This window comes from Mycobacterium sp. E3339, from assembly GCF_001666915.1.
In the GTDB taxonomy this organism is placed as follows: Bacteria; Actinomycetota; Actinomycetes; order Mycobacteriales; family Mycobacteriaceae; genus Mycobacterium.
Genome location: NZ_LZIZ01000244.1, coordinates 17,509 through 40,404, shown reverse-complemented (window position 1 = coordinate 40,404; position 22,896 = coordinate 17,509). Strand labels below are relative to the sequence as shown.

21 protein-coding genes and 1 tRNA gene are annotated in these 22,896 nt (G+C 67.5%); 16 read left to right on the top strand and 6 right to left on the bottom strand.

The features are described 5' to 3' along the window. Positions 1 to 112 precede the first annotated feature (112 nt). Genes A5702_RS22805 through A5702_RS22790 form a run of 4 tightly spaced genes read left to right on the top strand, consistent with a single transcriptional unit; the run spans position 113 to position 5,284 of the window. Positions 113 to 2,161 (top strand): ATP-binding cassette domain-containing protein, encoded by a 2,049-nt coding sequence (locus A5702_RS22805; RefSeq protein WP_369817967.1) that lies wholly within the window; start codon positions 113 to 115, stop codon positions 2,159 to 2,161. After that, the gene (locus A5702_RS22800) at positions 2,158 to 3,009 is read left to right on the top strand and encodes a CbiQ family ECF transporter T component (RefSeq protein WP_055404694.1); all 852 of its coding nucleotides are present in this window, start codon (positions 2,158 to 2,160) and stop codon (positions 3,007 to 3,009) included. Before A5702_RS22805 ends, A5702_RS22800 begins: the two co-directional genes overlap by 4 nt. Positions 3,010 to 3,030: 21 nt before the next feature. After that, positions 3,031 to 3,480, top strand: a complete 450-nt coding sequence (locus A5702_RS22795; RefSeq protein ID WP_068223977.1) for an SRPBCC family protein — start codon at positions 3,031 to 3,033, stop codon at positions 3,478 to 3,480. Continuing rightward, positions 3,473 to 5,284, top strand: coding sequence for a sulfatase-like hydrolase/transferase (locus tag A5702_RS22790; RefSeq protein ID WP_156669721.1), 1,812 nt, complete (start codon positions 3,473 to 3,475; stop codon positions 5,282 to 5,284). Before A5702_RS22795 ends, A5702_RS22790 begins: the two co-directional genes overlap by 8 nt. A gap of 2 nt (positions 5,285 to 5,286) precedes the next feature. Here A5702_RS22790 and A5702_RS22785 read toward each other — a convergent pair whose 3' ends face one another. Then, positions 5,287 to 5,733, bottom strand: coding sequence for an Lrp/AsnC family transcriptional regulator (locus A5702_RS22785; RefSeq protein ID WP_055404973.1), 447 nt, complete (start codon positions 5,731 to 5,733; stop codon positions 5,287 to 5,289). Positions 5,734 to 5,854: 121 nt separating this feature from the next. Between A5702_RS22785 and ddaH the strand changes: the two genes are divergently transcribed. Genes ddaH through A5702_RS22765 form a run of 4 tightly spaced genes read left to right on the top strand, consistent with a single transcriptional unit; the run spans position 5,855 to position 10,280 of the window. Further along, positions 5,855 to 6,694 carry a dimethylargininase gene (ddaH, locus tag A5702_RS22780; protein WP_068223971.1) on the top strand — a complete coding sequence of 280 codons (840 nt, stop codon included), beginning with the start codon at positions 5,855 to 5,857 and terminating at the stop codon, positions 6,692 to 6,694. Beyond that, positions 6,695 to 7,930 (top strand): ornithine--oxo-acid transaminase, encoded by a 1,236-nt coding sequence (gene rocD / locus A5702_RS22775; protein WP_068223968.1) that lies wholly within the window; start codon positions 6,695 to 6,697, stop codon positions 7,928 to 7,930. A gap of 29 nt (positions 7,931 to 7,959) precedes the next feature. Then, a complete protein-coding gene (locus tag A5702_RS22770) occupies positions 7,960 to 9,405 on the top strand; it encodes an amino acid permease (protein WP_068223966.1) in 1,446 nt (481 codons plus the stop codon). Beyond that, complete coding sequence (locus tag A5702_RS22765) at positions 9,402 to 10,280, top strand: universal stress protein (protein WP_068223964.1); 879 nt, start codon at positions 9,402 to 9,404, stop codon at positions 10,278 to 10,280. The genes A5702_RS22770 and A5702_RS22765 overlap by 4 nt, the downstream gene beginning before the upstream one ends. On the opposite strand, the gene A5702_RS22760 is transcribed toward A5702_RS22765, so the two are convergent. The 3 genes from A5702_RS22760 to A5702_RS22750 form a co-directional block, all read right to left on the bottom strand. Then, positions 10,277 to 11,614 carry a sugar ABC transporter substrate-binding protein gene (locus tag A5702_RS22760; protein ID WP_068223961.1) on the bottom strand — a complete coding sequence of 446 codons (1,338 nt, stop codon included), beginning with the start codon at positions 11,612 to 11,614 and terminating at the stop codon, positions 10,277 to 10,279. The two genes, A5702_RS22765 and A5702_RS22760, sit on opposite strands and share 4 nt — an antisense overlap. A gap of 79 nt (positions 11,615 to 11,693) precedes the next feature. Continuing rightward, complete coding sequence (locus A5702_RS22755) at positions 11,694 to 12,509, bottom strand: carbohydrate ABC transporter permease (RefSeq protein WP_068223958.1); 816 nt, start codon at positions 12,507 to 12,509, stop codon at positions 11,694 to 11,696. Then, positions 12,496 to 13,365: a carbohydrate ABC transporter permease gene (locus A5702_RS22750; RefSeq protein WP_156669723.1), complete on the bottom strand. Its 870-nt coding sequence runs from the start codon at positions 13,363 to 13,365 to the stop codon at positions 12,496 to 12,498. Before A5702_RS22750 ends, A5702_RS22755 begins: the two co-directional genes overlap by 14 nt. A 74-nt stretch (positions 13,366 to 13,439) precedes the next feature. Here A5702_RS22750 and A5702_RS22745 point away from each other — a divergent pair, with 74 nt between their 5' ends. The 8 genes from A5702_RS22745 to A5702_RS22710 all read left to right on the top strand — a co-directional run bounded on the left by A5702_RS22745 (position 13,440) and on the right by A5702_RS22710 (position 20,996). After that, a complete protein-coding gene (locus tag A5702_RS22745) occupies positions 13,440 to 14,957 on the top strand; it encodes a TldD/PmbA family protein (RefSeq protein WP_068224020.1) in 1,518 nt (505 codons plus the stop codon). Next, on the top strand, positions 14,954 to 16,327 hold the full coding sequence (locus A5702_RS22740; protein ID WP_068223953.1) for a metallopeptidase TldD-related protein: 1,374 nt from the start codon (positions 14,954 to 14,956) through the stop codon (positions 16,325 to 16,327). The genes A5702_RS22745 and A5702_RS22740 overlap by 4 nt, the downstream gene beginning before the upstream one ends. A gap of 40 nt (positions 16,328 to 16,367) precedes the next feature. Continuing rightward, entirely contained in the window at positions 16,368 to 17,234 is an 867-nt protein-coding gene (locus A5702_RS22735) for a carboxymuconolactone decarboxylase family protein (RefSeq protein WP_068223950.1), read from the top strand. A 347-nt stretch (positions 17,235 to 17,581) separates the two neighbouring features. Further along, on the top strand, positions 17,582 to 18,004 hold the full coding sequence (locus A5702_RS22730; protein WP_055400064.1) for a DUF732 domain-containing protein: 423 nt from the start codon (positions 17,582 to 17,584) through the stop codon (positions 18,002 to 18,004). Between the two features lie 266 nt (positions 18,005 to 18,270). Next, positions 18,271 to 18,660 (top strand): DUF732 domain-containing protein, encoded by a 390-nt coding sequence (locus tag A5702_RS22725; RefSeq protein WP_067817822.1) that lies wholly within the window; start codon positions 18,271 to 18,273, stop codon positions 18,658 to 18,660. 110 nt (positions 18,661 to 18,770) lie between these two features. After that, positions 18,771 to 18,844: transfer RNA gene (locus A5702_RS22720), tRNA-Ile, on the top strand. 102 nt (positions 18,845 to 18,946) lie between these two features. Beyond that, the gene (locus A5702_RS22715) at positions 18,947 to 20,461 is read left to right on the top strand and encodes a hypothetical protein (protein ID WP_068223947.1); all 1,515 of its coding nucleotides are present in this window, start codon (positions 18,947 to 18,949) and stop codon (positions 20,459 to 20,461) included. A 10-nt stretch (positions 20,462 to 20,471) separates the two neighbouring features. Continuing rightward, positions 20,472 to 20,996, top strand: coding sequence for a hypothetical protein (locus A5702_RS22710; RefSeq protein WP_068223944.1), 525 nt, complete (start codon positions 20,472 to 20,474; stop codon positions 20,994 to 20,996). Between the two features lie 372 nt (positions 20,997 to 21,368). On the opposite strand, the gene A5702_RS22705 is transcribed toward A5702_RS22710, so the two are convergent. Continuing rightward, a complete protein-coding gene (locus tag A5702_RS22705) occupies positions 21,369 to 22,106 on the bottom strand; it encodes an esterase (RefSeq protein WP_231965157.1) in 738 nt (245 codons plus the stop codon). Continuing rightward, positions 22,103 to 22,891, bottom strand: coding sequence for an NHL repeat-containing protein (locus A5702_RS22700; protein ID WP_068223940.1), 789 nt, complete (start codon positions 22,889 to 22,891; stop codon positions 22,103 to 22,105). Before A5702_RS22700 ends, A5702_RS22705 begins: the two co-directional genes overlap by 4 nt. Between the last annotated feature and the right edge of the window lie 5 nt (positions 22,892 to 22,896).

The following is a 22,896-nucleotide window of genomic DNA, read 5'->3' as shown; positions in this document are numbered from 1 at the left end:
CCCATCGTTCCATAGCTTTGCTATGTGAGACGAGCGGCGGCCGGGCCGGGCGGGTCGGAAGCCGCGGAGCGGACGACCCGACTTTGCGCTGCCGCCTGGCACAATCGGTGAAGTGAATGCCCGCCGCCCCGTTCGGTCGCGCCATCGGGGTGGACCTCTACAGCCGGCCGAATTGGCGCAGGCCTCGGTCATGGGGGCGCTCTGCGCGGCCATCGCCATCATCGCGGGGGTGGTCCCGTTCGCACAGGGATTGGCGCTGCTCGGCACGGTTCCGATGGGGCTGCTGACCTACCGCTACCGGCTTCGGGTGCTGCTCGCCGCGACGTTTGCTGCCGGCATGATCGCGTTCCTCATCTCCGGGCTGGGCAGTTTCATCGCCGTCGCCAACTGCGCATACATCGGCGGGTTGACCGGATGGGTCAAGCGCAGGGGCCGGGGCACCCCGACGGTGATCGCCTTGTCCTTGATCGCCGGCCTCGCCGTCGCCGCCGCGACCGTCGGCGCGTTGATGGTGCTGAACCGGCTGCGCCACCTGATTTTTGAGGTGATGGCGGCCAACGTCGACGGTGTCGTCGCCTTCCTGAACCGGGTGGACCTGCAGTGGCTCGGTGCCGACGTGAAGCGGTGCTTCGAATTCGGACTGCATCACTGGCACTGGCTGATGCTCGCGTATGTCACCTACGGGGTGGTGTTCTCGTCGTTGATCGGTTGGTGGGCACTTTCCCGCTTGCTGAATCGGATGGGCAACGTTCCGGACGTGCACAAGCTCGACGCCCCGGCCGAGGCCCCCGACGCCGCGATCGGTCCCGTGCCGGTGCGATTGGACCACGTGCGCTTCCGTTACCCCCACGCCAAGCAAGACGCGCTGCGTGAGGTCAGCCTGGAACTACAGGTCGGCGAACACGTTGCCGTCATCGGCGCCAACGGGTCCGGGAAGACGACGCTGACGCTGATCCTGGCGGGCCAGGAACCGACGTCGGGTTCGGTGCAGCGCCCGGGCGCGGTGGGGCTGGGCAGGCTGGGCGGCACGGCGCTCGTTCTGCAGCACCCGCAGAGTCAGGTGTTGGGCACCAGGGTGGCCGACGACGTGGTCTGGGGGCTGCCGCCGGGCACCGAGGTCGATACCGACCGCTTGTTGCGCGAAGTGGGCCTGGAGGGTTTCGCCGAGCGCGATACCGGCGGCCTGTCCGGCGGGGAACTGCAGCGCCTCGCGCTGGCCGCGGCGCTGGCCCGGGAACCCGCGCTGCTGATCGCTGACGAGTTCACCAGCATGATCGACCAAGAGGGCCGTGACGTCCTCTTGAAAGTGCTGTCGGGCCTTCCCGATCGGCATCGCACCGCCCTGGTGCACATCACGCACTTCGACAACGAGGCCGCGTCGGCCGACCGGACGATCAACCTCAGCGATTCCCCCGACAACACCGGCCTGGTCGAAACGGCTCCGCCCCCGTCGCCGGGCATCAACGCCGGGCGCCGCACCACCAAGCCGGTGCTCGAAATCGTCGGCGTGGCACACGAATACAACACCGGCACGCCGTGGGCCAAGACCGCGCTGCGCGATATCAGCTTCGTCGTCGAACAGGGCGACGGGATTTTGATTCACGGCGGCAACGGCTCCGGCAAGTCGACGCTGGCGTGGGTCATGGCCGGTCTGACGGTCCCCACCGTCGGTACCTGCCTGATCGACGGCGAGCCCATCCGCGATCACGTCGGCGCGGTGGCGTTGTCGTTTCAGACGGCGAGGCTCCAGCTGATGCGCAGCCACGTGGGGCTGGAAGTTGCCTCGGTGGCCGGCTTTTCGCATCACGACGAACGCCGCGTGGCCGCCGCCCTGGGCGCGGTCGGACTGGAGCCCGCGATGGCCAAGAGGCGCATCGACCAGCTCAGCGGCGGCCAGATGCGGCGGGTGGTGCTGGCCGGGCTGCTGGCGTGTTCGCCTCGGGTGTTGATCCTCGACGAGCCGCTGGCGGGGCTGGACGTCGACAGCCAGCGGGGGCTGCTGCGCCTGCTGGCCGATCTGCGCCGCTACCGGGATCTGACCGTGGTCGTCATCTCGCACGACTTCGTCGGCTTGGAAGCCGTGTGCACCCGGACCCTGCACCTGCAGAACGGGGCGTTGCAGGCGGTGTCGGCCCCCGCCGCGGCCGGGGGTGTGGCGTGACAACGACCTCCGCCTCCGCGCCGGCGCAGAAGCGGCGCACTTCTCGCCCGGTGGTGCTGTTGGTTCCCGTGCCCGGCGGGTCGGCCATTCATGACCTGTGGGCCGGCACCAAACTCCTTGTGGTATTTGGGGTTTCGGTGTTGCTGACCCTGTATCCGGGTTGGGTGACGATCGGGTCGGTGGCGGCGCTCGTGGCGGCGGCCGTCTGGATCGGTCACATCCCCCGCGGTGCGCTGCCGTCGATTCCGCGGTGGCTGTGGATCCTCATGGCGCTGGGTTTTGTAACCGCCGCGCTGGCGGGCGGCAGCCCAATGGTGTCGATCGGCGGGGTCCATGTGTGGCTGGGCGGGGCGTTGAATTTCTTGCGGATCACCGCACTGTCCATCGTGTTGCTCGGCCTGGGCGCGATGGTTTCGTGGACCACCAATGTCGCCGAAATCGCCCCGGCCTTGGCGGTTTTGGGCCGGCCCTTCAAGTGGATGCGGATTCCCGTTGACGAGTGGGCGGTGGCCCTGGCTCTGGCGCTGCGCGCCTTCCCGCTGCTGATCGACGAGTTCCAGGTGCTCTACGCCGCCCGGCGGTTGCGGCCCAACCACATGCCGCCGACGCGTAAGGCGCGGGTGCGGCAGACGGCGGGCAACTCGATCGATTTGGTGGCCGCCGCCATCGTGGTGACGCTGCGCCGCGCCGATGAGATGGGCGACGCGATCACCGCTCGCGGCGGCATCGGTCAACTCTCGGCCGCTCCGGCGCGGCCGAAACTGGGGGACTGGGCCACGCTCGCGGTGACCATCGCGGTCAGCGCCGCGGCGGTGGCGATCGAGACCATATTCCACCTCACTCGCTAGCCCGTCGCGTAGCGTGAGCGGGTGGCCGACATTCACCGGACCCGCACCATCGCGGCGCGCATCGGCGACATCTGGGAAACGCTCGCGGACTTCGGGTCCATCAGTTCCTGGGCCGGCAACGTCGACCACTCGTGCATCCTGTATTCCGGACCGGACGGGAACCCGCTCGGCACCACCCGGCGAGTGCAGGTCAAGCGCGACGCCCTCGTCGAGCGCATCACTGAGTTCGACCCGCCCCGCGGCCTGGGCTATGACATCGAGGGCTTGCCCAGCCGCCTGCGCCGGGTGGCCAACCGCTGGACGCTGGAACCGGCCGCCGCGGACACCCTGGTGACGCTGACCAGCACCGTCGAAATCGGGCCGCGCCCAACGCAAAGGCTGGCCGAGCGGCTTTTGTGCCGCGTCCTGGCACGGCAGTCCGCGGTGCTGCTCGCCGGGCTCGCGAATCGATTGGAGCATGCCCGTGTCTGATCGCCCCGACGTCATCGTCATCATGACCGACGAGGAACGCGCGGTGCCGCCGTACGAGGCTCCCGACGTGCTCGCCTGGCGCGACCGGACGCTGACCGGTCGCAAGTGGTTCGACGACCACGGCGTCAGTTTCACCCGGCACTACACCGGCTCGCTGGCCTGCGTGCCAAGCCGCCCAACGATTTTCACCGGGCACTACCCCGACGTGCACGGCGTCACCCAAACCGACGGCATCGGCAAGACGGCCGACGATTCGCGCATGCGCTGGCTCCGCCAGGGCGAGGTCCCCACGCTCGGCAACTGGTTCCGCGCGGCCGGATACGACACCCACTACGACGGCAAGTGGCACATCTCGCACGCCGACCTCATCGACCCGCAGACTTCTCGGCCGCTGGCCACCAATGACGAGAACGGTGTCGTCGACGCCGCCGCGGTGCGGCGCTACCTGGACGCAGACCCGCTGGGGCCATACGGGTTCTCCGGTTGGGTCGGCCCGGAGCCGCACGGGGCGGCACTCGCCGACGCCGGCATCCGCCGCGACCCGCTGATCGCCGACCGGGTGGTCGCGTGGCTCACCGACCGCTACGCCCGCCGCCGCGACGGCGACCCGGCCGCCCTGCGGCCCTTCCTCCTGGTGGCCAGCTTCGTCAATCCTCACGACATCGTGCTGTTCCCAACCTGGTCGCGGCGGGGCCCAGTCAAGCCCTCGCCGCTCGATCCACCCGCGGTTCCCGCCGCGCCCACCGCGAACGAGGACCTGTCGGGGAAACCGGCGGCGCAGATCGCCTTCCGCGAGGCCTACTACTCCGGCTACGGTCCCGCGGCGGCGATCGAGCGAACCTACCGGCGCGATGCGCAGCGCTACCGCGACCTGTACTACCGGCTGCACGCCGAGGTGGACGGACCGATCGATCGGGTCAGGCGGGCCGTCACCGAGAGTGGTTCGGGCGACGCGGTATTGGTGCGCACGGCCGACCACGGCGATCTGCTGGGCGCGCATGGGGGGCTCCACCAGAAATGGTTCAACCTGTACGACGAGGCCACCCGCGTGCCCTTCGTCATCGCGCGCGTCGGCGAGCGCTCGACGCGGCCACGGATCGTCACGGCGCCGACCTCACACGTCGACGTGGTCCCCACCCTGTTGGCCGCCGCGGGCGTCGACGTCGCGGCGACGGCCGCCGTGCTGGCCGAGTCGTTCTCGGAAGTGCATGGACTCCCCGGGCGTGACCTCATGCCGATCGTCGACGGTGCCCCGGCCGACGAGGCCCGCGCCGTCTACCTGATGACCCGGGACAACATGCTCGAAGGGGACAGCGGCGCTTCGGGATTGGCCCGCCGGCTGAAGCGGACGGTCAATCCGCCCGCGCCCCTGCGCATCCGGGTCCCGGCCCACACCGCCACCAACTTCGAGGGTCTGGTGATCCGCGTCGACGAGCCGACGGTTTCCGGTGGCGCCGGCCATCTGTGGAAGCTGGTCCGCACCTTCGACGATCCGAGTACCTGGACGGAACCGGGCGTCCGGCAACTGGCGGCCAACGGGCTTGGCGGCGAGGCGTATCGGACGTCCCCCCTCGACGACCAATGGGAGCTGTACGACCTGACGGACGACTCGATCGAAGCGATCAACCGGTGGACCGATCCGGACCTCCATGCCCTGCGTCAGCACCTGCGGACGCGGCTCAAGCACGCCCGCGCCGATTCCGTTCCCGAGCGGAACCGGCCCTGGCCGTACGCATCTCGCCGACCCGCGACGCCCGGGCCGTCGAGGATCAAACGCATGCTGACGGCGGCCTTCGGTCGATAGCTTCAGGTTCGCATCCGGTCGATCAGGTTCGACAGCACCACGATGCTTTCGCTGCGCTCGATGTCGGCGCTCGACCGGATGCGCTCGAGCGCCGTCTCCAGGTGACTCATGTCGCGGGCCAGCACGTGCAGGATCGCATCCGATGTGCCGGTCACGGTCGCCGCGCTGACCACCTCCGGCATGTCCACCCACGCCGCCCGCAGCCGATCGGGCGCGATCGTGCCGTGGCAGAACACCTGCACGTAGGCCTCCGTGTTCCAGCCGAGCGCGTTGCGGTCGACGACCGTGGTGAAACCCTTGATGACGCCGGCCTCGAGCATCCGGTCGACGCGGCGCTTGACCGCCGGCGCAGACAGATTCACCCGCTCGCCGATTTCGGCGAACGTGGCACGCGCATGCTCGGTCAGTTCGGCGAGGATGCGGGCGTCGGTCTCGTCGAGCCGCTCCATGAGGCGTCTCCCGTCTGAGCGCAACAAATCGATACACAAGCCACTTTACCGCAATAAATCGCGACTAGACACGCAATAGACAACGATTGATTGTGCCAAGAGTGGCAAATACCGTTGATTTATGACGGACCAGCACATCGCGGTACCCGCCCCGACGCAGGCCCGCACGCCCTCCGCCCGCCGGTATGCGATGACACCGCCGGCGTTCTTCGCGGTCGAATACGCGATCAACCCGTGGATGGACATCTCCACGCCCGTCGACGTCGGTCTCGCGCAGGCTCAATGGGAATCGTTGCGCGCGACCTACCTTCGGCTGGGTCACCGGGTGGAGGTCGTCGAGCCCGTCGCCGGGCTGCCCGACATGGTGTACGCCGCCAACGGCGGATTCATCGCCGGAGACGTCGCGATCGTGGCCAGATTCCGGTTCGCCGAGCGGGCCGGCGAAGCGCAAGCCTACGCCGAGTTCATGGCCTCGTTGGGCTACCGGCCGGTGTCCACTCGTCATGTCAACGAGGGGCAGGGCGACCTGCTGATGGTCGGCGAAATGGTGTTGGCGGGCCACGGCTTTCGCACCGATCGGCGGGCCCACGCGGAGATCTCCGCGGCGCTGCGGATGCCGGTGGTCTCACTCGAGCTGGTGGATCCGCGCTTCTACCACCTGGACACCGCGCTGGCCGTCCTCGACGACCAGACGATCGCGTTGTACCCGCCGGCGTTCAGCGCCGCCGCACAGGAACAACTGCTGGCGCTGTTCCCCGGCGCGATCGTGGTGGGCAGCGCCGACGCATTCGTGCTCGGCCTCAACGTCGTCTCCGACGGTCGGCACGTCGTCCTGCCCTCCGCCGCAATGGGTTTCGCCGCTCAGCTGCGGGCGGCCGGCTTCGAACCCATCGGCGTCGACCTCTCCGAACTCCTCAAGGGTGGCGGTTCGGTCAAGTGCTGCACATTGGAGGTGTTTTAAGTGACGATTCTCGACGCCAGGGCCGCGACCCGAACCGAGGCCGCCATCGGGTTGGTCGAACGCTATGCGGCGCACAACTATTCGCCGTTGCCGGTGGTGGCGGCCAGCGCCGAGGGTACCTGGGTCACCGACGTGGAGGGCCGGCGGTACCTGGACTTCCTGGCGGCCTACTCGGCGGTCAACTTCGGCCACCGCAACCCCGAGATCACCGCGGCGGCGCACGCCCAGCTCGACACCGTCACGCTGGTGAGCCGCGCGTTCCATTCGGACACGCTCGGCCCGTTCTGCGCAGCCCTGGCCCAGCTGTGCGGCAAGGACCTGGTGCTGCCGATGAACTCGGGCGCCGAGGCCGTGGAGAGCGGCCTGAAGGTCGCCCGCAAGTGGGGCACCGACGTCAAGGGCGTCCCCGACGGTCGGGCGAACATCATCGTGGCCGACAACAACTTCCATGGCCGCACGATCAGCATCGTCAGCTTCTCCTCCGACCCCGCGGCGCGGGGCGGATTCGGACCCTTCACGCCCGGGTTCCGCTCGGTCCCGTTCGGTGACGCCGCCGCGCTGGCCCGCGCGATCGACGACGACACCGTCGCGGTGCTGCTCGAGCCTATCCAGGGCGAGGCGGGGATCGTCGTCCCGCCCACGGACTACCTACCCACCGTTCGCGCGCTGTGCAGCGAGCACAACGTGCTGATGATTGCCGACGAGATCCAGTCCGGTCTGGCGCGCACGGGACACACGTTCGCCTGCGACCACTGGGGCGTGGTGCCGGACGTCTACCTGCTCGGCAAGGCGCTCGGCGGCGGCGTGGTTCCGCTGTCGGCGGTGGTCGCCGACCACGAGGTCCTGGGCGTGCTGCATCCCGGCGAGCACGGCTCCACCTTCGGGGGCAACCCGCTGGCCGCCGCCATCGGCACCACCGTGGTTGAGATGCTGGCCCGCGGGGAGTTCCAGGCCCGCTCGGCGACATTGGGCGCGCACCTGCACGGGCGCCTGCGTGAACTCGTGGGCCGCGGCGTCGTCGAGGTGCGTGGCCTGGGATTGTGGGCGGGCGTCGACATCGACCCCGCGCTCGGGACGGGCAAGCAGATGAGCCTTCGACTGGCCGATCGCGGCGTGTTGGTCAAGGACACCCACGGGTCAACCCTGCGGTTCGCGCCGCCGCTGGTGATCAGCGAGCAGGAGATCGATTGGGCGATTGACCAGTTCGCTGCGGCATTGCGGGAGACATGCGCATAATCAGCTGATCCAAGCAACAGGGGGCGCACTTGCCAGCCAGCTCGATCAGCCTGCCGGAGCAGATGCTGCGGCGTCGTCCCGTTGTCGGCGCGCACGCGGCACGCGGGGCCGCCGACCACCTCAAGCGCAGTATCGGCACCTTCCAACTGACCATGTTCGGCGTCGGCTCGACGATCGGCACCGGGATCTTCTTCGTCATGTCCCAGGCGGTGCCCGAGGCCGGGCCCGGGGTGATCATCTCGTTCTTGATCGCCGGCGTCGCCGCTGGGCTGGCGGCTATCTGCTACGCCGAATTGGCCGCGGCGGTACCGGTTTCGGGGTCGGCCTATTCGTACGCGTACACCACGCTGGGCGAGGCCGTCGCGATGGGCGTCGCGGCGTGCCTGCTGCTGGAGTACGGGGTGTCCACGGCCGCCGTCTCGGTCACCTGGAGCGGATACCTGAACAAGTTGCTGCACAACGTCTTCGGATTCCAACTGCCGCACGCGCTGTCGGCGGCGCCCTGGGACTCGGAACCCGGCGTGGTGAACTTACCGGCGATCGTCCTGATCGTGATGTGCGCGCTGCTGCTGGTCCGCGGCGCAAGCGAGTCGGCCAAGGTCAACACCATCATGGTGCTCACCAAGCTCGGCGTGCTGATCATGTTCGTCATCCTCGCGTTCACGGCCTTCGACCTCGACCGGCTCAAGGACTTCGCCCCGTTCGGCGTCGCCGGCATCGGGTCGGCGGCCGGCACCATCTTCTTCTCCTACATCGGCCTGGACGCGGTGTCGACGGCGGGTGACGAGGTCAAGGACCCGCAGAAGACGATGCCGCGCGCCATCCTCGCGGCGCTGGCGACGGTGACCACTGTGTACGTCCTCGTCGCGCTTGCCGCGCTAGGCACCCAGTCGTGGCGCGACTTCGCTGCCCAGCAAGAGGCGGGCCTGGCCACGATCCTCGACAACGTCACCCACGGCAGGTGGGCCAGCACGATTCTGGCCGCCGGCGCCGTAATCTCGATCTTCTCGGTCACGCTGGTCACGATGTACGGCATGACGCGGATCCTGTTCGCCATGGGCCGCGACGGGCTGCTGCCGTCGCGATTTGCCACGGTGAATGTGCGGACCATGACCCCGGTGAGCAACACAGTGATCGTCGGGGTGGCCGCGGGGAGCCTGGCCGCATTCGTGCCGCTCGACAAGCTGACTGACATGGTGTCCATCGGCACCCTGACGGCGTTCATCGTCGTATCCGTCGGGGTGATCATTCTCCGGGTGCGCGAACCCGACCTGCCGCGGGCGTTCAAAGTGCCGGGTTACCCTGTCACACCGGCCCTTTCGGTGCTCGCGTGCGGATACATCCTGTTCAGCCTGCACTGGTACACCTGGATCGCGTTCGCCGCCTGGATCTCGGTGGCGTTGATCTTCTACTTCGCCTGGGGCCGCCACCACAGCGCGCTCAATGGCGAAACGCTTCAGCGGGACGCCCCATGACCGTCGTCGTCGGATACCGGGCCGGCAAGGTCGGGCTTTCGGGATTGCATCTGGGGGTGCTCATCGCGCGCACCCGCGGCACCTCGCTGACCGTGGCGACCATCGTGCCCAAGCCATGGCTGACGCCGTCGCTCGCCCGCGTCGACGCCGAGTACGAGCAGTGGGCGGACAGCTTGGCGGCGGAGTCGGCCACCGAGGCCGCCCGCTTCCTCGACGGTCTGGCCGACGGCGTCGAGGTCACCTACCTGCACCGCGCGCACGGATCGGTCTCCGGGGGACTCCTCGAGGTCATCCACGAACTCGACGCCGACCTGCTTGTGCTGGGTTCCCTGCCCAGCGGTGGCCGCGGCCAAGTCCTGATCGGCTCCACCGCCGACTGGCTGCTGCACGCCTCGACCGTGCCGGTCGCGATCAGCCCCCGCAAATACCGTGCGCCCCAAGGCAAATTGAGCCGGCTCACCTGCGCCTACTCGGCCACGCCGGACGCCGTCGACGTGGTGAGGCGCTGCTTCGAATTCGGTCAAAGCTTCGGCGTGCCGATGCGCGTGATCACCTTCGCGGTGCGCGGCAAGACGATGTATCCGCCGGAGGTCGGGCTCGAGGTCGAGGATCAGGTGCTGCAGGCCTGGGCGTCCCAGGCGCAAGGCATCCTCGAGGAGCTGAAGACCGACGGCGTCGTGAGCGAAGACGTTGCGCTGCAAGTGGTTACCGGATGCAGCTGGAAAGAGGCGCTGGCGAAGGCCGATTGGCAGGAGGGTGAGATCCTGGCGTTGGGCACTCGGCCGCGCGGCGACATCCGGCGGGTATTCCTCGGTTCCCGCAGCGCCAAGATCATCCGGGCGAGCCCTGTGCCGGTGCTGGTGCTGCCCGGCTAACGCTGCGCCGCGGCGTTGGCGGCCGCCTGCGCCTTCTTGAGGGTCACCGCGACATCGCCACGACCCAAGAACATCTCATCGAAATAAGGCCGCATGGCGTCGCTGCCGGCCGCGAAACCGGCGCCGCCGGGCGCAGCGATGCGCGGGCCGTTGAGCACGGCGAAGAAGGGTGTGACGTCCACGCCCCTGGCCGACCAGAACTCGAAGTACACCGGCTGCGCCGACAGCACGGCCGGGATGGCCGCACCGGCACGACCCAGGAACTCGTTGCCCTCTTTGCTGCCCATCCAGGCCAGGACCTGGCGCACCGCATCGGGATGCTTCGTCGCGGCATTGCCAACCGCGGCAATACCATTGGTGACGCTCACCCGGCCAGCCGGGCCCGCCGGCATCAGCGCGACGCCCCAGTGGAAGCGGGCATCGCGGGCCACCGGCGCCAGGTTGTAGGTGCCGGACTGGAACAGTGCCATCCTGCCGGCCAGAAATTGATTGCGGGAGAAGTCGCCGTTGTCGTTGGTGTCGGATGCCGGCGGCGCGACGTGGTCGGCGTTGATCAGGCCGACGAGGTACCGGAAGGCCTGCACCGCACCGGGATTGTCGAACGCGAACTTGTCACCCTGCTGGAAGACGCCACCGGCCGAGCCGATGTAGTTCAGGTATATCCCCTGCGGGTCATTGGCGGCGTTGTAGCCCCACTGCCGCACCCGTCCGGCGTCGAAACCCGCGCTGTTTGCGGGATGGCCGTCGGCGTCCACGGTGAGCCGGGCGAGCATCGGGCGCAGCGTGTCGCCGCCATCGGCGCTCCACCGCAATCCGTTCAGCTCGGCGGCGTCGACACCGGCCGCCGCGAGCAGGTCGGCGTTGTAGAACACCGCGATTCCGGCATCGGTCAGTTGGGGAACGCCCCACAGCGCGCCCCCGCGCGTGAACTGGTCCACGACCGCCGAATCCCACGCCCCGGCGGAGCCGGGCGGTAGGGCCGTGCCGATGTCCATCAGCCGGCCGCTGTCGGCGTATGGGGCCAGGTAGGCGTTGGACAGCCAGAAGATGTCGTCGGCGCTGCCGCCGGCCACATCGGTGCGCAGCGTGTCGAAGTACGTCGCGTACGCGACGACGCTGGTGTGCACCGCGATTCCGGGATGCGTGCGATTGAACGCCTCGAACGACTGCCGGTACGCCGTGGCGATCTGCTCGGCCCAGACCCGCACCGTCACCACGATTTTGCCGCCGGGGGGCTGGCCGGAATAGTCGAGCAGCACCGCCGTCGCACCCAAGAGCATCGCGACCAACGCGAGCGCGCCGGCCATCAGCGTCGAAAAGCGGGGCGGGTTCATGCTGTGCGCCCAGATTGCCGCGGTGGTCGTGAAGCGGCGAAAATTACAGCCCTGAGCGCAATCTCGACGCGTGAACGGTTCACTTGAGCCCCGAGACGACGATCGACGAGACGATGTGCCGCTGGAAGAACACGAACAGCGCGATCAGCGGGACGATGGCGATGGTCGTCGCGGCCATCACCAGCGTCCACTGGGAGTTGAACCGCGACTGCAAATCGGCCGTCGCGACCGTGAGCACCCGCCACTTGTGGCCGCTGGTGATCACCAGCGGCCACATGAAGTTATTCCACTGTGAGACAACGGTAATCAGCGTCAAGGCCGCGAGCACCGGCCGGCTGGACGGGATCACCACGTGCACGATCACGTCCAGGGTGTTCGCCCCATCCAGGTGGGCGGCGTTGACCAAGTCGTTCGGGATGAGGCGGAAGTGCTCGCGCAGCAAGAAGATCGCGTACGGCGAGCCGAACACGAACGGCAGCACCAACGCCCAGAACGTGTTGCGCAGGCCGAGCTGGGCCATCATCAGATACAACGGAACCACCGTGACCGTGCCCGGCACCATCAACGTCGCGACGTACACCCAGAACAGCGCGTCGCGCCCGGGGAAATCCAGGCGCGCGAACGCGTATCCGGCCAGCACCGAAAAGGTCAACTGGCCCACCAGGATCACCGCCGTCATCAAGGCGGTCACCGCCGCGGCCCGGCCGAAGCCGGCCCCGCCCAGATCCGTGTAGTTGGCCAACGTGAAGGGCCGCGGCAGCTGCAGTGGCGTGCCGGTGGCGAACTGGTGCGCCGAAGTGAACGACGTCAACAGGCCAAGGGCGAACGGCACCAGGGTGATCAGCGCGCCGAGGATGAGTCCGGCGTAGACGAGAAGCCGGCTAGGTGAGGTCATAGCTGATCCGCCGCCGGAAATACGCCTGCTGCACCATCGTGACGCCGATCAGGATGACGAACAGCACCACCGCCATCACCGACGCGCGCCCGATCGCCGCCGAGCCGAACGCCTCGGCGTAGATGCGGTGTGCCACCAGGTCGGTGCTGCCGCCGGGCCCGCCGCCGGTCAGCGCGTAGACCATGTCGAAAACCTGTGCGGTGCTGACGATTCCGGTCACCAAAACGAAGAACGTGGTCGGGCGCAGCATCGGCAGCGTGATGCGCCAGAACCGTTGCCACCCAGTGGCGCCGTCGGTGCGCGCGGCGGCGTGAATGTCATCGGGGATCGCCAGCAGGCCCGCCAAGAACGACAGCGAGACGTAGCCGACATTGGTCCACACCACGACGGCGGAAACCAGCGGCAGGGCGAAACTGGGGTCCGACAGCCATTCGATGCTGTGCCCCAACACGGCGCTCACGGCCCCGTCGGTGGGCGCCAGAATCCAGCGCCAGAGCACGGCGATCGCCAGCGGCGCGCAGATCCACGGCAGCACGTAGACGGTGCGAAACAGGCCGGTGCCGGGCAGCCGGCGCGCGAGCATGGACGCGGCCAGCAGGCCCAGCACCGTCTGCGCCGGCACCACGATCGCCACGAAGAGGGCCGTGACGATCAGCGAGTTGGCGAAGGTGTGGTCCGTCAACACGGAGCGCCAGTTGGCCAGGCCCACATACCGCAACGGGCCCAGCAGGTCCCAGCGGTACAGGCTCAGCCAGATCACCACCAGGATGGGCAGCAGCAAGAAGGCGACCACACCGAACAGGCTGGGCGCCAGCAGGGCGTAGCCCAGCGCGGTGGAACGAGGCTGTCTCCTCAGGACGCCGCTGGCCATGCTGGTAATTAAAGCGGGCGCCGCCGGGGTTTGGGGTGAACGGCCGTTACGGTGGACTCGTGACAGCGAACCGGGGGATCGATGCCGACTTCCTCAACCTGCCGCGCGAGGCGCTGGCCGACGCCGCGCTGTCGTCGGCCACCGCGTCCGGCGCCAGCTACGCCGACCTGCGGATTCACCGCATCGTGACCGAGATCGTGCAGCTGCGCGACGGTGAGCTGGAGACGTCGGTGGTCACTCGCGAGATCGGCTTGGCGGTGCGGGTGATCGTGGACGGCACGTGGGGATTCGCCTCGCACGCGGAGCTGGCGCCCGCCGTGGCCGCCGAGACCGCCCGTCACGCCGTGCAGGTGGCCACCACCCTGGCCACGCTCAACCGTGAGCGCGTCGAGTTGGCGCCCGAACCCGTGTACGCCGAGGCCACCTGGGTGTCGGAGTACCGCATCGACCCCTTCACCATCCCGGCCACCGACAAGATCGCCCTACTCGAGGAGTACTCCGGTCGGCTGCTCAGTTCCGACGGCGTCGACCACGTCTCGGCCGTGCTCACGGCCGTCAAGGAGCAGACCTTCTACGCCGACACCTTCGGGTCGTCGATCACCCAGCAGCGGGTGCGGGTGCAGCCGTCGCTGGAGGCGGTGACCGTCGACGCCGAGGCGGGCAGCTTCGACTCGATGCGGACGCTGGCGCCCCCGATGGGGCGCGGCTGGGAGGTTTTGTCCGGCGACGACATCTGGAACTGGACCGACGAGCTGGCGCAGCTGCCGTCGCTGCTGGCCGAAAAGGTCAAGGCGCCCAGCGTTTCCGCCGGGCGCATGGACCTGGTGATCGATCCCACCAACCTGTGGCTGACGATTCACGAATCCATTGGCCACGCAACCGAATACGACCGCGCCATCGGCTACGAGGCCGCCTACGCCGGAACGTCGTTCGCCACCCCGGACAAACTCGGCACCATGCGGTACGGCTCCCCGGTGATGAACGTGACCGCGGACCGCACCGTCGCGCACGGGCTGGCCACCATCGGTTACGACGACGAGGGGGTCGCCGCCCAAAGCTGGGATCTGGTGCGCGACGGGATATTCGTCGGCTATCAACTCGACCGGGTATTCGCCCCGCGCCTGGGTCAGCCGCGCTCGAACGGGTGCTCGTATGCCGACTCGCCGCATCACGTGCCGATCCAGCGGATGGCGAACGTGTCGCTGCAACCCGCGAAGGAGGACGTCAGCACCGCCGACCTGATCGGCCGCGTCGAGGACGGCATTTACATCATCGGCGACAAGTCATGGTCGATCGACATGCAGCGCTACAACTTTCAGTTCACCGGTCAGCGGTTCTTCCGCATCCGCGACGGCGAATTGGAGGGCCAATTGCGGGATGTCGCGTATCAGGCCACGACGACCGATTTCTGGAACTCGATGGAGGCCGTGGGCGGGCCGTCGACCTGGCGGCTGGGTGGCGCGTTCAACTGCGGCAAGGCCCAGCCCGGCCAGATCGCCCCGGTCAGCCACGGCTGCCCGTCGGCGCTGTTCCGCGGCGTCAACGTGCTCAACACCCGCGCCGAGGGTGGCCGATGATCACCCCGCAGCACGTGGTCAACCTGGTTCTGGACGAGGCCGCCAAGCTCGGCGGCGCCAGCGAGACCATGGTGCTCGTCACCGACAAGGCGGAGGCGACGCTGCGCTGGGCGGGTAATTCGATGACCACCAACGGTGTTGCGGTCAACCGCAGCATCACCGTGATCTCCGTCGTCCGTCAGGGCTCCACCGCGCGCATCGGCACCATGGTCTCGGCGGAGGTAGATCCGCGGGTGATCCCCGAGCTGGTGGCGGCGTCCCAGGAGGCGGCCCGCTCGGCGCCCGAGGCCGGTGACGCCGCGCCGCTGCTGGCCGACACCGGCGTGCCCGCGGACTGGAACGCACCCGTGCCGGGCACCGGGCCGCTGGTGTTCGCCGAGGTCGCCGACTCCCTCAGCCGGGGCTTTCGCGGCACCGACCGGCTGTATGGCTTTGCGCACCATAGCGTTTCGACCACGTTCTTGGCGTCGTCCACCGGCGTGCGGCGCCGCTACACCCAGCCCGCCGGGGCGGTGGAGATCAACGGCAAGCGCGGCGACGCGAGCGCCTGGGCGGGCATCGGCACGCCCGACTTCGCCGGTGTGCCAATGGATTCGCTGCTCGAGGAGCTGTCGATGCGGCTCGGCTGGGCCGAACGCAGCGTGGAGTTGCCCGCCGGCCGCTACGAGACGATCATGCCGCCATCGACGGTGGCCGACATGATGCTCTACCTGGCGTGGTCGATGGCCGGCCGTGGCGCGAGGGAGGGCCGCACCGCGTTCTCGGCGCCCGGCGGCGGGACCCGGGTGGGGGAGAAGCTCACCGAGTTGCCGTTGACGCTGTTCTCCGATCCGATGGCGCCCGGCCTGGCATGCACACCGTTCGTCGCCGTGAGCAGCTCGTCGGAAACGGTGTCGGTCTTCGACAACGGCATGGAGATCGGCCAGGTGGACTGGATCCGCAACGGCGTGATCAACGCGCTGGCCTATCCGCGGGCCACTGCCGCCAAATTCGACGCCCAGGTGGCGGTGGCCGCCGACAACCTGGTGATGACCGGTGGCTCCGTCGACCTGGCCGACATGATCGCGGCCACCGAACGCGGCCTGCTGCTGACCACGCTGTGGTACATCCGCGAGGTCGACCCCACCACGCTGCTGCTCACCGGGCTGACCCGCGACGGCGTCTACCTCATCGAGGACGGCGAGGTGACCGCGGCGGTCAACAACTTCCGGTTCAACGAGAGCCCGCTGGACCTGCTGCGGCGGGCCACCGAGGCCGGGGTGAGCGAGAAGACGCTGCCGCGGGAGTGGGCGGACTGGGCCACCCGGTCGGCAATGCCGTCGCTGCGGATACCGGACTTCTATATGTCGTCGGTGAGCCAGGCGCAATAGGCGATTGCCGCGGGGCGGGCCGCGTTCTAGCGTGTGACGAATGGCGGCTCCGGTTTCGGTTCGGAAGGATCAGCTCACGCGGTTGGTGGCCCTGTTTCCGGGTGACCCGGCGGCCGCCCGCATCGCGGGACTGATCCGGCGGGTGTGTGCGGAGACGCTGTCGCTGCCGCCGCTGCCCAGCCCCGTCGAGGTCGGCGCGCCCGAATCGGACGCGGAAGTCGTGGTCGCCGAGTTCGCCGAACAGTTCAGCGCCGACGTCTCGGCAATCACCGGCGACCTGCGATCCCGCCTGGTCAAGCAGCTGGGGGAGGCCGCCTTCGGCGTGGTGGTCGGAATGTATATCGCCGACTTCGTTCCGCGGGTGCGGGCCGGGCTGGAAGCGCTCGGCGTCGGCTCGGAGTACCTGGGCTGGGTCGACGGCGTCGTCGCGTGGGACGGCGTCACCGAGCCGTCGGGTCCGGTGTTCAACGACTTCCTGCCCGCGGTGGCGCGCATGCGGGCGCTCGACCCGGTCACCGCCGAGCTGGTCCGGCTGCGCGGGGCGGTTCAGCACAACTGCCGGCTGTGCAAGTCGCTGCGGGAGAGCACCGCGCTGGATGCCGGCGGTTCGGAAACGCTGTACGACGAGATCGAGCGCTTCGAGTCGTCGAGTGTGCTCGACGACCGCGCTAAAGCAGCGCTGCGCTACGCCGATGGGCTAATTTGGACCCCTGCGCACCTCGCCGTCGACGATGCCGCCGAGGTGCGCTCCCGGTTCTCCGATGCCGAGGCCGTCGAGCTCACCTTTGACATCATGCGGAATGCAAGCAACAAAGTCGCCGTCGCGCTGGGCGCCGACGCGGCCCGGGTCGAGCAGGGCACCGAGCGCTATCTGCTCGACGCCGACGGGCAGACCGTCTTCAGCTAAGAGTCATCTGCGGCCGACGTGGTCGTTGGGCCGGGGTGCTTATTCACTGGTCATGAGGCTATTCACGGTGGCAGGCACGGTCGGCCCGCGTGCATCCGCCGGGCTCTTGCGGCCGGTACGAAGTAGCGAATGTTAACCATTCGTACACGATCACGCAAACAAAAGTTCCCCGCTCAGGCCGCTGGCACTGGCTAAATTTATGCCCGACGCCGAAACTCATATGTGAACTCATATGTGCCGGTGATCTCAGCTGGCAGCGACGCCTGATTTGACGGCTAGCTGTCGCCACATCACAGCTTGATTTGCGTCGGAGAGCCCACCGCTCACACGCAGAGGGAGGACCGGAGATGACGACCACCCGCTCACGTTTGCGCACGCGAGTGTCCTCGGTCTGTGCCGCCGGCGTCGCGTTGGGGGCCTCGATGCTCGGCGGGGCGGTGCTGTCCGCGCCCCAAGCGTCGGCGTCCTGCAATCTCAGCCCGAAGGACGACCAGTACATCCAGCTGCTCGCACAGAACAAGATGGTGCACAACGCCGACTTCAGCGATTGCACCGAGGCTGCCGAGGGGCGTTGGTTCGCCGACCAGGTGCGCAACCACCCCAACCCGTTCGGTGAGGCCCAAGAGCTGGTCAACATGATCACCAACACGACGTCGATGAACCAGGCCCAGGCCGAGTGGGAGGTCGAGTCGGCCATCTACGTCTACGCGCCGGACATGATCCCCAAGATCAAGGACCAGGCCGCGCACGCGAACTGGCCGTCGGAGTAGGCCCGCCAGCTAACTGTGGAGTACGGCACCGGCAGCACTGAGCGCCGGTGTTGGGCCATTGCGCTTACCGCTAGCCCGCTGATCGGATATCCAACTCGCACTGGCGTTTTCGTTGACTGCCGTTCATCGATTGTTTGACGAACGAGTCGTTTGTCACGCTCGTTGCCGGTGGTACCCGGTGTTCGGCGCGAAAGGAAATTGGCAAATTCCACGATAAGGGGGACGTGAAAGTGAGGAGCACGCGATCGCGCGCGCAAGCACTGGCGGTGGGGGCCGCCGGCGTTGCGCTGGGGGCGGCGATGGTGGGGGGTGCCGTAATGTCGGCGCCGCACGCATCGGCATCGTGCAACATGAGCCCGGCCGACGACCAGTACATCAAGCTGCTGGCGCAGAACAAGATGGTGCACAACGCCGATTTCAACGATTGCAGCGAGGCCGCCGAGGGACGCTGGTTCGCCAGCCAGGTGCGGTCCAACCCGAATCAGTTTGGCGAGGCCCAGGAATTGATCAACATGATCACCAGGACCACGCCGATGGACCAGAAGCAGGCCGAGTGGGAGGTCGAGTCGGCGATCTACGTCTACGCGCCGGACCTGATCCCCCGCCTCAAGGACCAAGCCGCGCGGCAAGCCCCCGGGCAGCCGGCCCCAATCTGATGCCCTGATGCCCTGAATGCCCGCCGCCGCTCCTTCGAGTGCGGCGGGCTCCGCATGCCCGGCGGACGATGACCACGCTTTGGGCTACGGTTTCCTACGGAACATCCCCAGGGGCGGTAGCTCAGTTGGTTAGAGCCGCGGACTCATAATCCGTTGGTCGCGGGTTCGAGCCCCGCCCGCCCTACAACTTCCTTCTCGCCGCTTCGCGAATGCAGTGAGCACCCACGGATCGACCAACTTCTCGACGTGCACGCGCCGGTGGCCCGAAGGGTGTTATCAAGGGGAGATGCTCGATATTGCGGGGCTGATCGCCCAAGCGGGGGGTGACCCCTGGGAGATCAATCGAACGTTGCAAGCGGGTAGCCCGCTGCAGATCAATAACCTCGCGCAAGCGTTCCACGACGCCGGCCGATGTACCGCTGAGGCAAGCGAAACATTCGATCAGGCGAAGAAGCGTTTCGACGCGGCCTGGAACCATCAGGATGGCGACCATCCCATCAACGACTCCGCCGAAGTGCAACGCGTGTCGCAAGCCCTCGGGTCACAGTCTCTGCAATTGCCCAAGATCGGGTCGGACCTGGAGAACATCGCCGCGGCGTTGGCCGAGGCGCAGCAACGAGGTTCGGCCGAGATCGCCACGCTGAACCGCCAACTGGAGCTGCTCGACAAGATCGTCGTCGCGGCACAGAAGGATCTGCAGGACGGCAACCTCGACGAGAAGAGCCGTCACGCGTTGCTGACATTGATTGAAGATGCGAAGGCGGACGAGGCGGACGATGTTCGCGACGCCCTGGTGCAGATGCGTTTGATTCGAGGCATCTATGCCAGCTCGCTTCATGCGGGTGAGGCATCGCTCGCCAAAGATGGCTACGATCCGGCTGGAATCTGGGCTGACGACGCGCATGAAAGCTTCGGTCCGGCGCCCATGAATACGGGAGGCGGCAAGGGGCCGCGTATTGACGGGCCGGCCACTCCACCCCTGATGGAAGGCGTCAACAGCGGCCAGCAGGACGACCTCGATGTGACGATTCCGGGCACGGGCATCGCGCTGGGCGGCGACGGGAAGGACGGGTATCCGCATATCCACGTGCCGGGCGTCTATGACGGCAAAAACCCATTGCCGGTTCCTGACGGATATCGACCACTCCCGACGGGGACGGCGACGGGGCCCAACGGTGAACACTATGGGTTCTATGCCATCGTGCCGTACCAAACACCGGACGGCCAGAAGAACGAGCACTACACCGCCCCCGACACGGTTGTGGTGGATTTGGCCCATCCCGACACCCCGCTGTACACCCTGAAAGGTATTTCGCAGGCCAGCGGCGCATATGACCCGCAGTCGGGGCGAATGATAATCATGGGAAACGACGCCAACGGACAACGCGGGCTTTGGCAGTCCGCTCCCGTCGGCCAGAACCCGGCGTGGGGTAAATCGCCTCTAGAGTCGATGGGGACGTTCAAGGGTGGAATGAACGGAAATCGTGAAAGCCAGATCGTCGCACTCCCGAAAGGTGGGTTCATGGCCGTCGGCGCGGGCGAGACCGTCAACGCCCAAGGGCGTCCGGTCACGCTGCCGCTCCAAGGCGCCGTGGCCAGCGACGCGCGGGGCCTATTGACCGCACCGACAACCGCTTTGGTGAGCCCGCAGACGCTGCCGCAGGTGTATGGCCCGTCGATCACGGGCATCCAGGAGATCGACGGCAAAGAGGTGGTGTCGATGAGGGTAAGCACCTTCGGTGACGGGGTTTACGATCCGCACACCTACACGACCACGTTCACCGTCACGCCGGGAAGTTGAGGAGGTACAGATGCGCGCCGTCACCCGCTTGGCCACGCAGATGCTATCCGTCGTTTGCGCGTTGACGTGCCTTGCCTGTACGACACCGAAGCATGCCGCTGCGCAGCCGGGCGACTTTCCGGACCTCGGCGGTTTCGCTCCGGTACCGGCCGAGAATTACATCGAAGCCCCGTCGAGAGGCCTTCAGTACGCGCACTTTTCGACTCCCTACAACATTCAATGCTGGTTCGAGGCCGCAGAGCCAGTACCGGCTTGGCACTCGCAAGACATCAACTGCCTGGGAGACATGCCCGACGCAAACCCTTGCGCGGTCGCCAAGGCAAGCCCGGGTTCAGGTCCGGCATACGTCATCAACAAGACGGGCGACAACTGCGGCGCGCCCTACACGCGCGGACTGCTGCTGAATGCGGGACAGAAACTCACCTACCGCGACGCCACGTGCGCGGTGGGCGCCGACCACCTGGTGGCATGCCTCGATACCTCGCACGGTCAGCATGGCTTCGTGTTCAAGCCGTCGGGCAGCACTGCGTTTTAACGAACTTCCGTGGGCGATGACCAGGGTGTGTAGCGTCGTTTGGCTCATCACCATTTCCTGATTCAACAGAAGTCGCGCAAAAAGACTTGACGGAATAGACACGCGCGTACGCTGAGGAGCGCCTCGGGCACAGTCTCGACAGAGCGGAGTACGTCATGTCTGGTCTCGGCAAAATTTTCATCGCCCTGGTCATCGCGCTCACCCCCCTGGCCGCCTCGGGATGCGCCACCAGCTGCACGCCCGGTGCGCCCAGCTGCTTCATAATCTAGCCGGCCCGGCTGCCAAGACCGCCTCCCCGCGCAGGGGTGGTCGGCCAACGTCGCGCCCAACGCGGGAAATTTCTTGAAGCGGAACCCCTTCCGCCGGAACGGCTTACGCCAGTAGCGACGCCAGATCGCTGCGGGGCACCGTGACTTGGTGGGGCCCGGCGTTGTCGTGCACCACCTGGTCTTGGCCGAAGAAGAAGATCACCGCGTCGTTCGTGATCGCGAAATTCTGGTAGGTCTCCTCGTCGAGTTCGGCATCCGGCGCATCCAACTCGCGTCGGACGATCGGGTCGAGCGCCTCGAGCGGTTTCGTCCCGGGCTTGAACAAGGTGTCGAAGGTGATCGGGACGCGCTTGGCGAGATCGAAGTTGAACGCCCGGAACGTGGTGTTCGGGTGGCCCTCGTGGGCCAGGCCGGTGTCATTGTCGATCGTGAGCACCAGGCTCTGGGTGCCGGAGCCCGGCGGCCCCGAACGAAACGCCTTCGCGGTGACGGCGTAGAGGTATGGCCGGCCCCGCTTCTGGCCCGGTCCCACCTGGGTGACCCAGTCAATGAAGTCATCGCGGTTGCGTTTGAGGAATGCGGCCACCGAATCCATCTCCGGGTAGTCGATGGGAAAGCTCATCTCGATCGTGTAGGTGGGCGTGGCACTTCGCACATGGCAGATCCCGTCGGGACCCACGGTTCCGTCGAGATCGGTGCACGCGCTCCGCCCTTGCAGCTCAACAGATGTCGTGGTCGTCGTGGTCTGTCGGACGACGCTTGACATGCCGCACCCCGCCGCGCCACCGATCAACGCCGCGGCCGCAATCCCGGCCAGCACACCCCTCACGGTGACCATCATCGGGCCGGCAGCTTGAGGATGCGGAAGTGGGAGCTGTCGTTGAGGTACACGTTGCCTCCGCTGTCGACCGCCACACTGCCGGGGTTCTTGAGGTTGTGGAACGGTAGCACCGTCGGGGCGCTCGCGCCTCTATTCAACTTCAGTACCCGGTTGGCGCTGAAGTCGGTGACGTAGACGTTTCCGCCCCTGTCCACCGCCACATCGCCGGGCAGCTGGAGGTCGGTGAACGGCAGCACGCTCGGGCTATCGGCGCCGGGTGCCAGCCGCAGCACGCGCTTACCGCCGGAATCGACGACGTAGACGTCGCCTTTGGCATCCACCGCCACGCCGCCGGGATGAATGCCGTTGAGCGGCAAGGCGGTCGGAATACTTGACCCCTGCGCCAGGCGCAGCACCTGCTGGGTGCCCGAGTCGCTGACGTAGACGGTGCCGGCGGTGTCCACCGCGAGGCCCACGATCACGTCGAGACCCGTGAACGGCAGGACGGTGGGCGTCGCGCTGCCGGGCGTCAGCTTGAGCACCCGCTTGTGGTGACCGTCGGTGACGTAGAGGTTGCCGGCAGCGTCGATCGCCGCGTGCAGGGCCTGACCGAGATCCCGGAACGGCAGCGGCGCTGGGTGATTGGTGCCCGCGGGCATCTCCCACACCTGCCCGTAGTGCAAGTCGAGCACGTACACGTTGTCCGCGGCGTCCACCGCCACGCCGGCGAGGTGGTTGATCAACTTACCGAACGGCAGCTCGACTTGCGGGCCATAGGTCACCGCGTGAGCGGCGCTGGCGGCCACGGGCG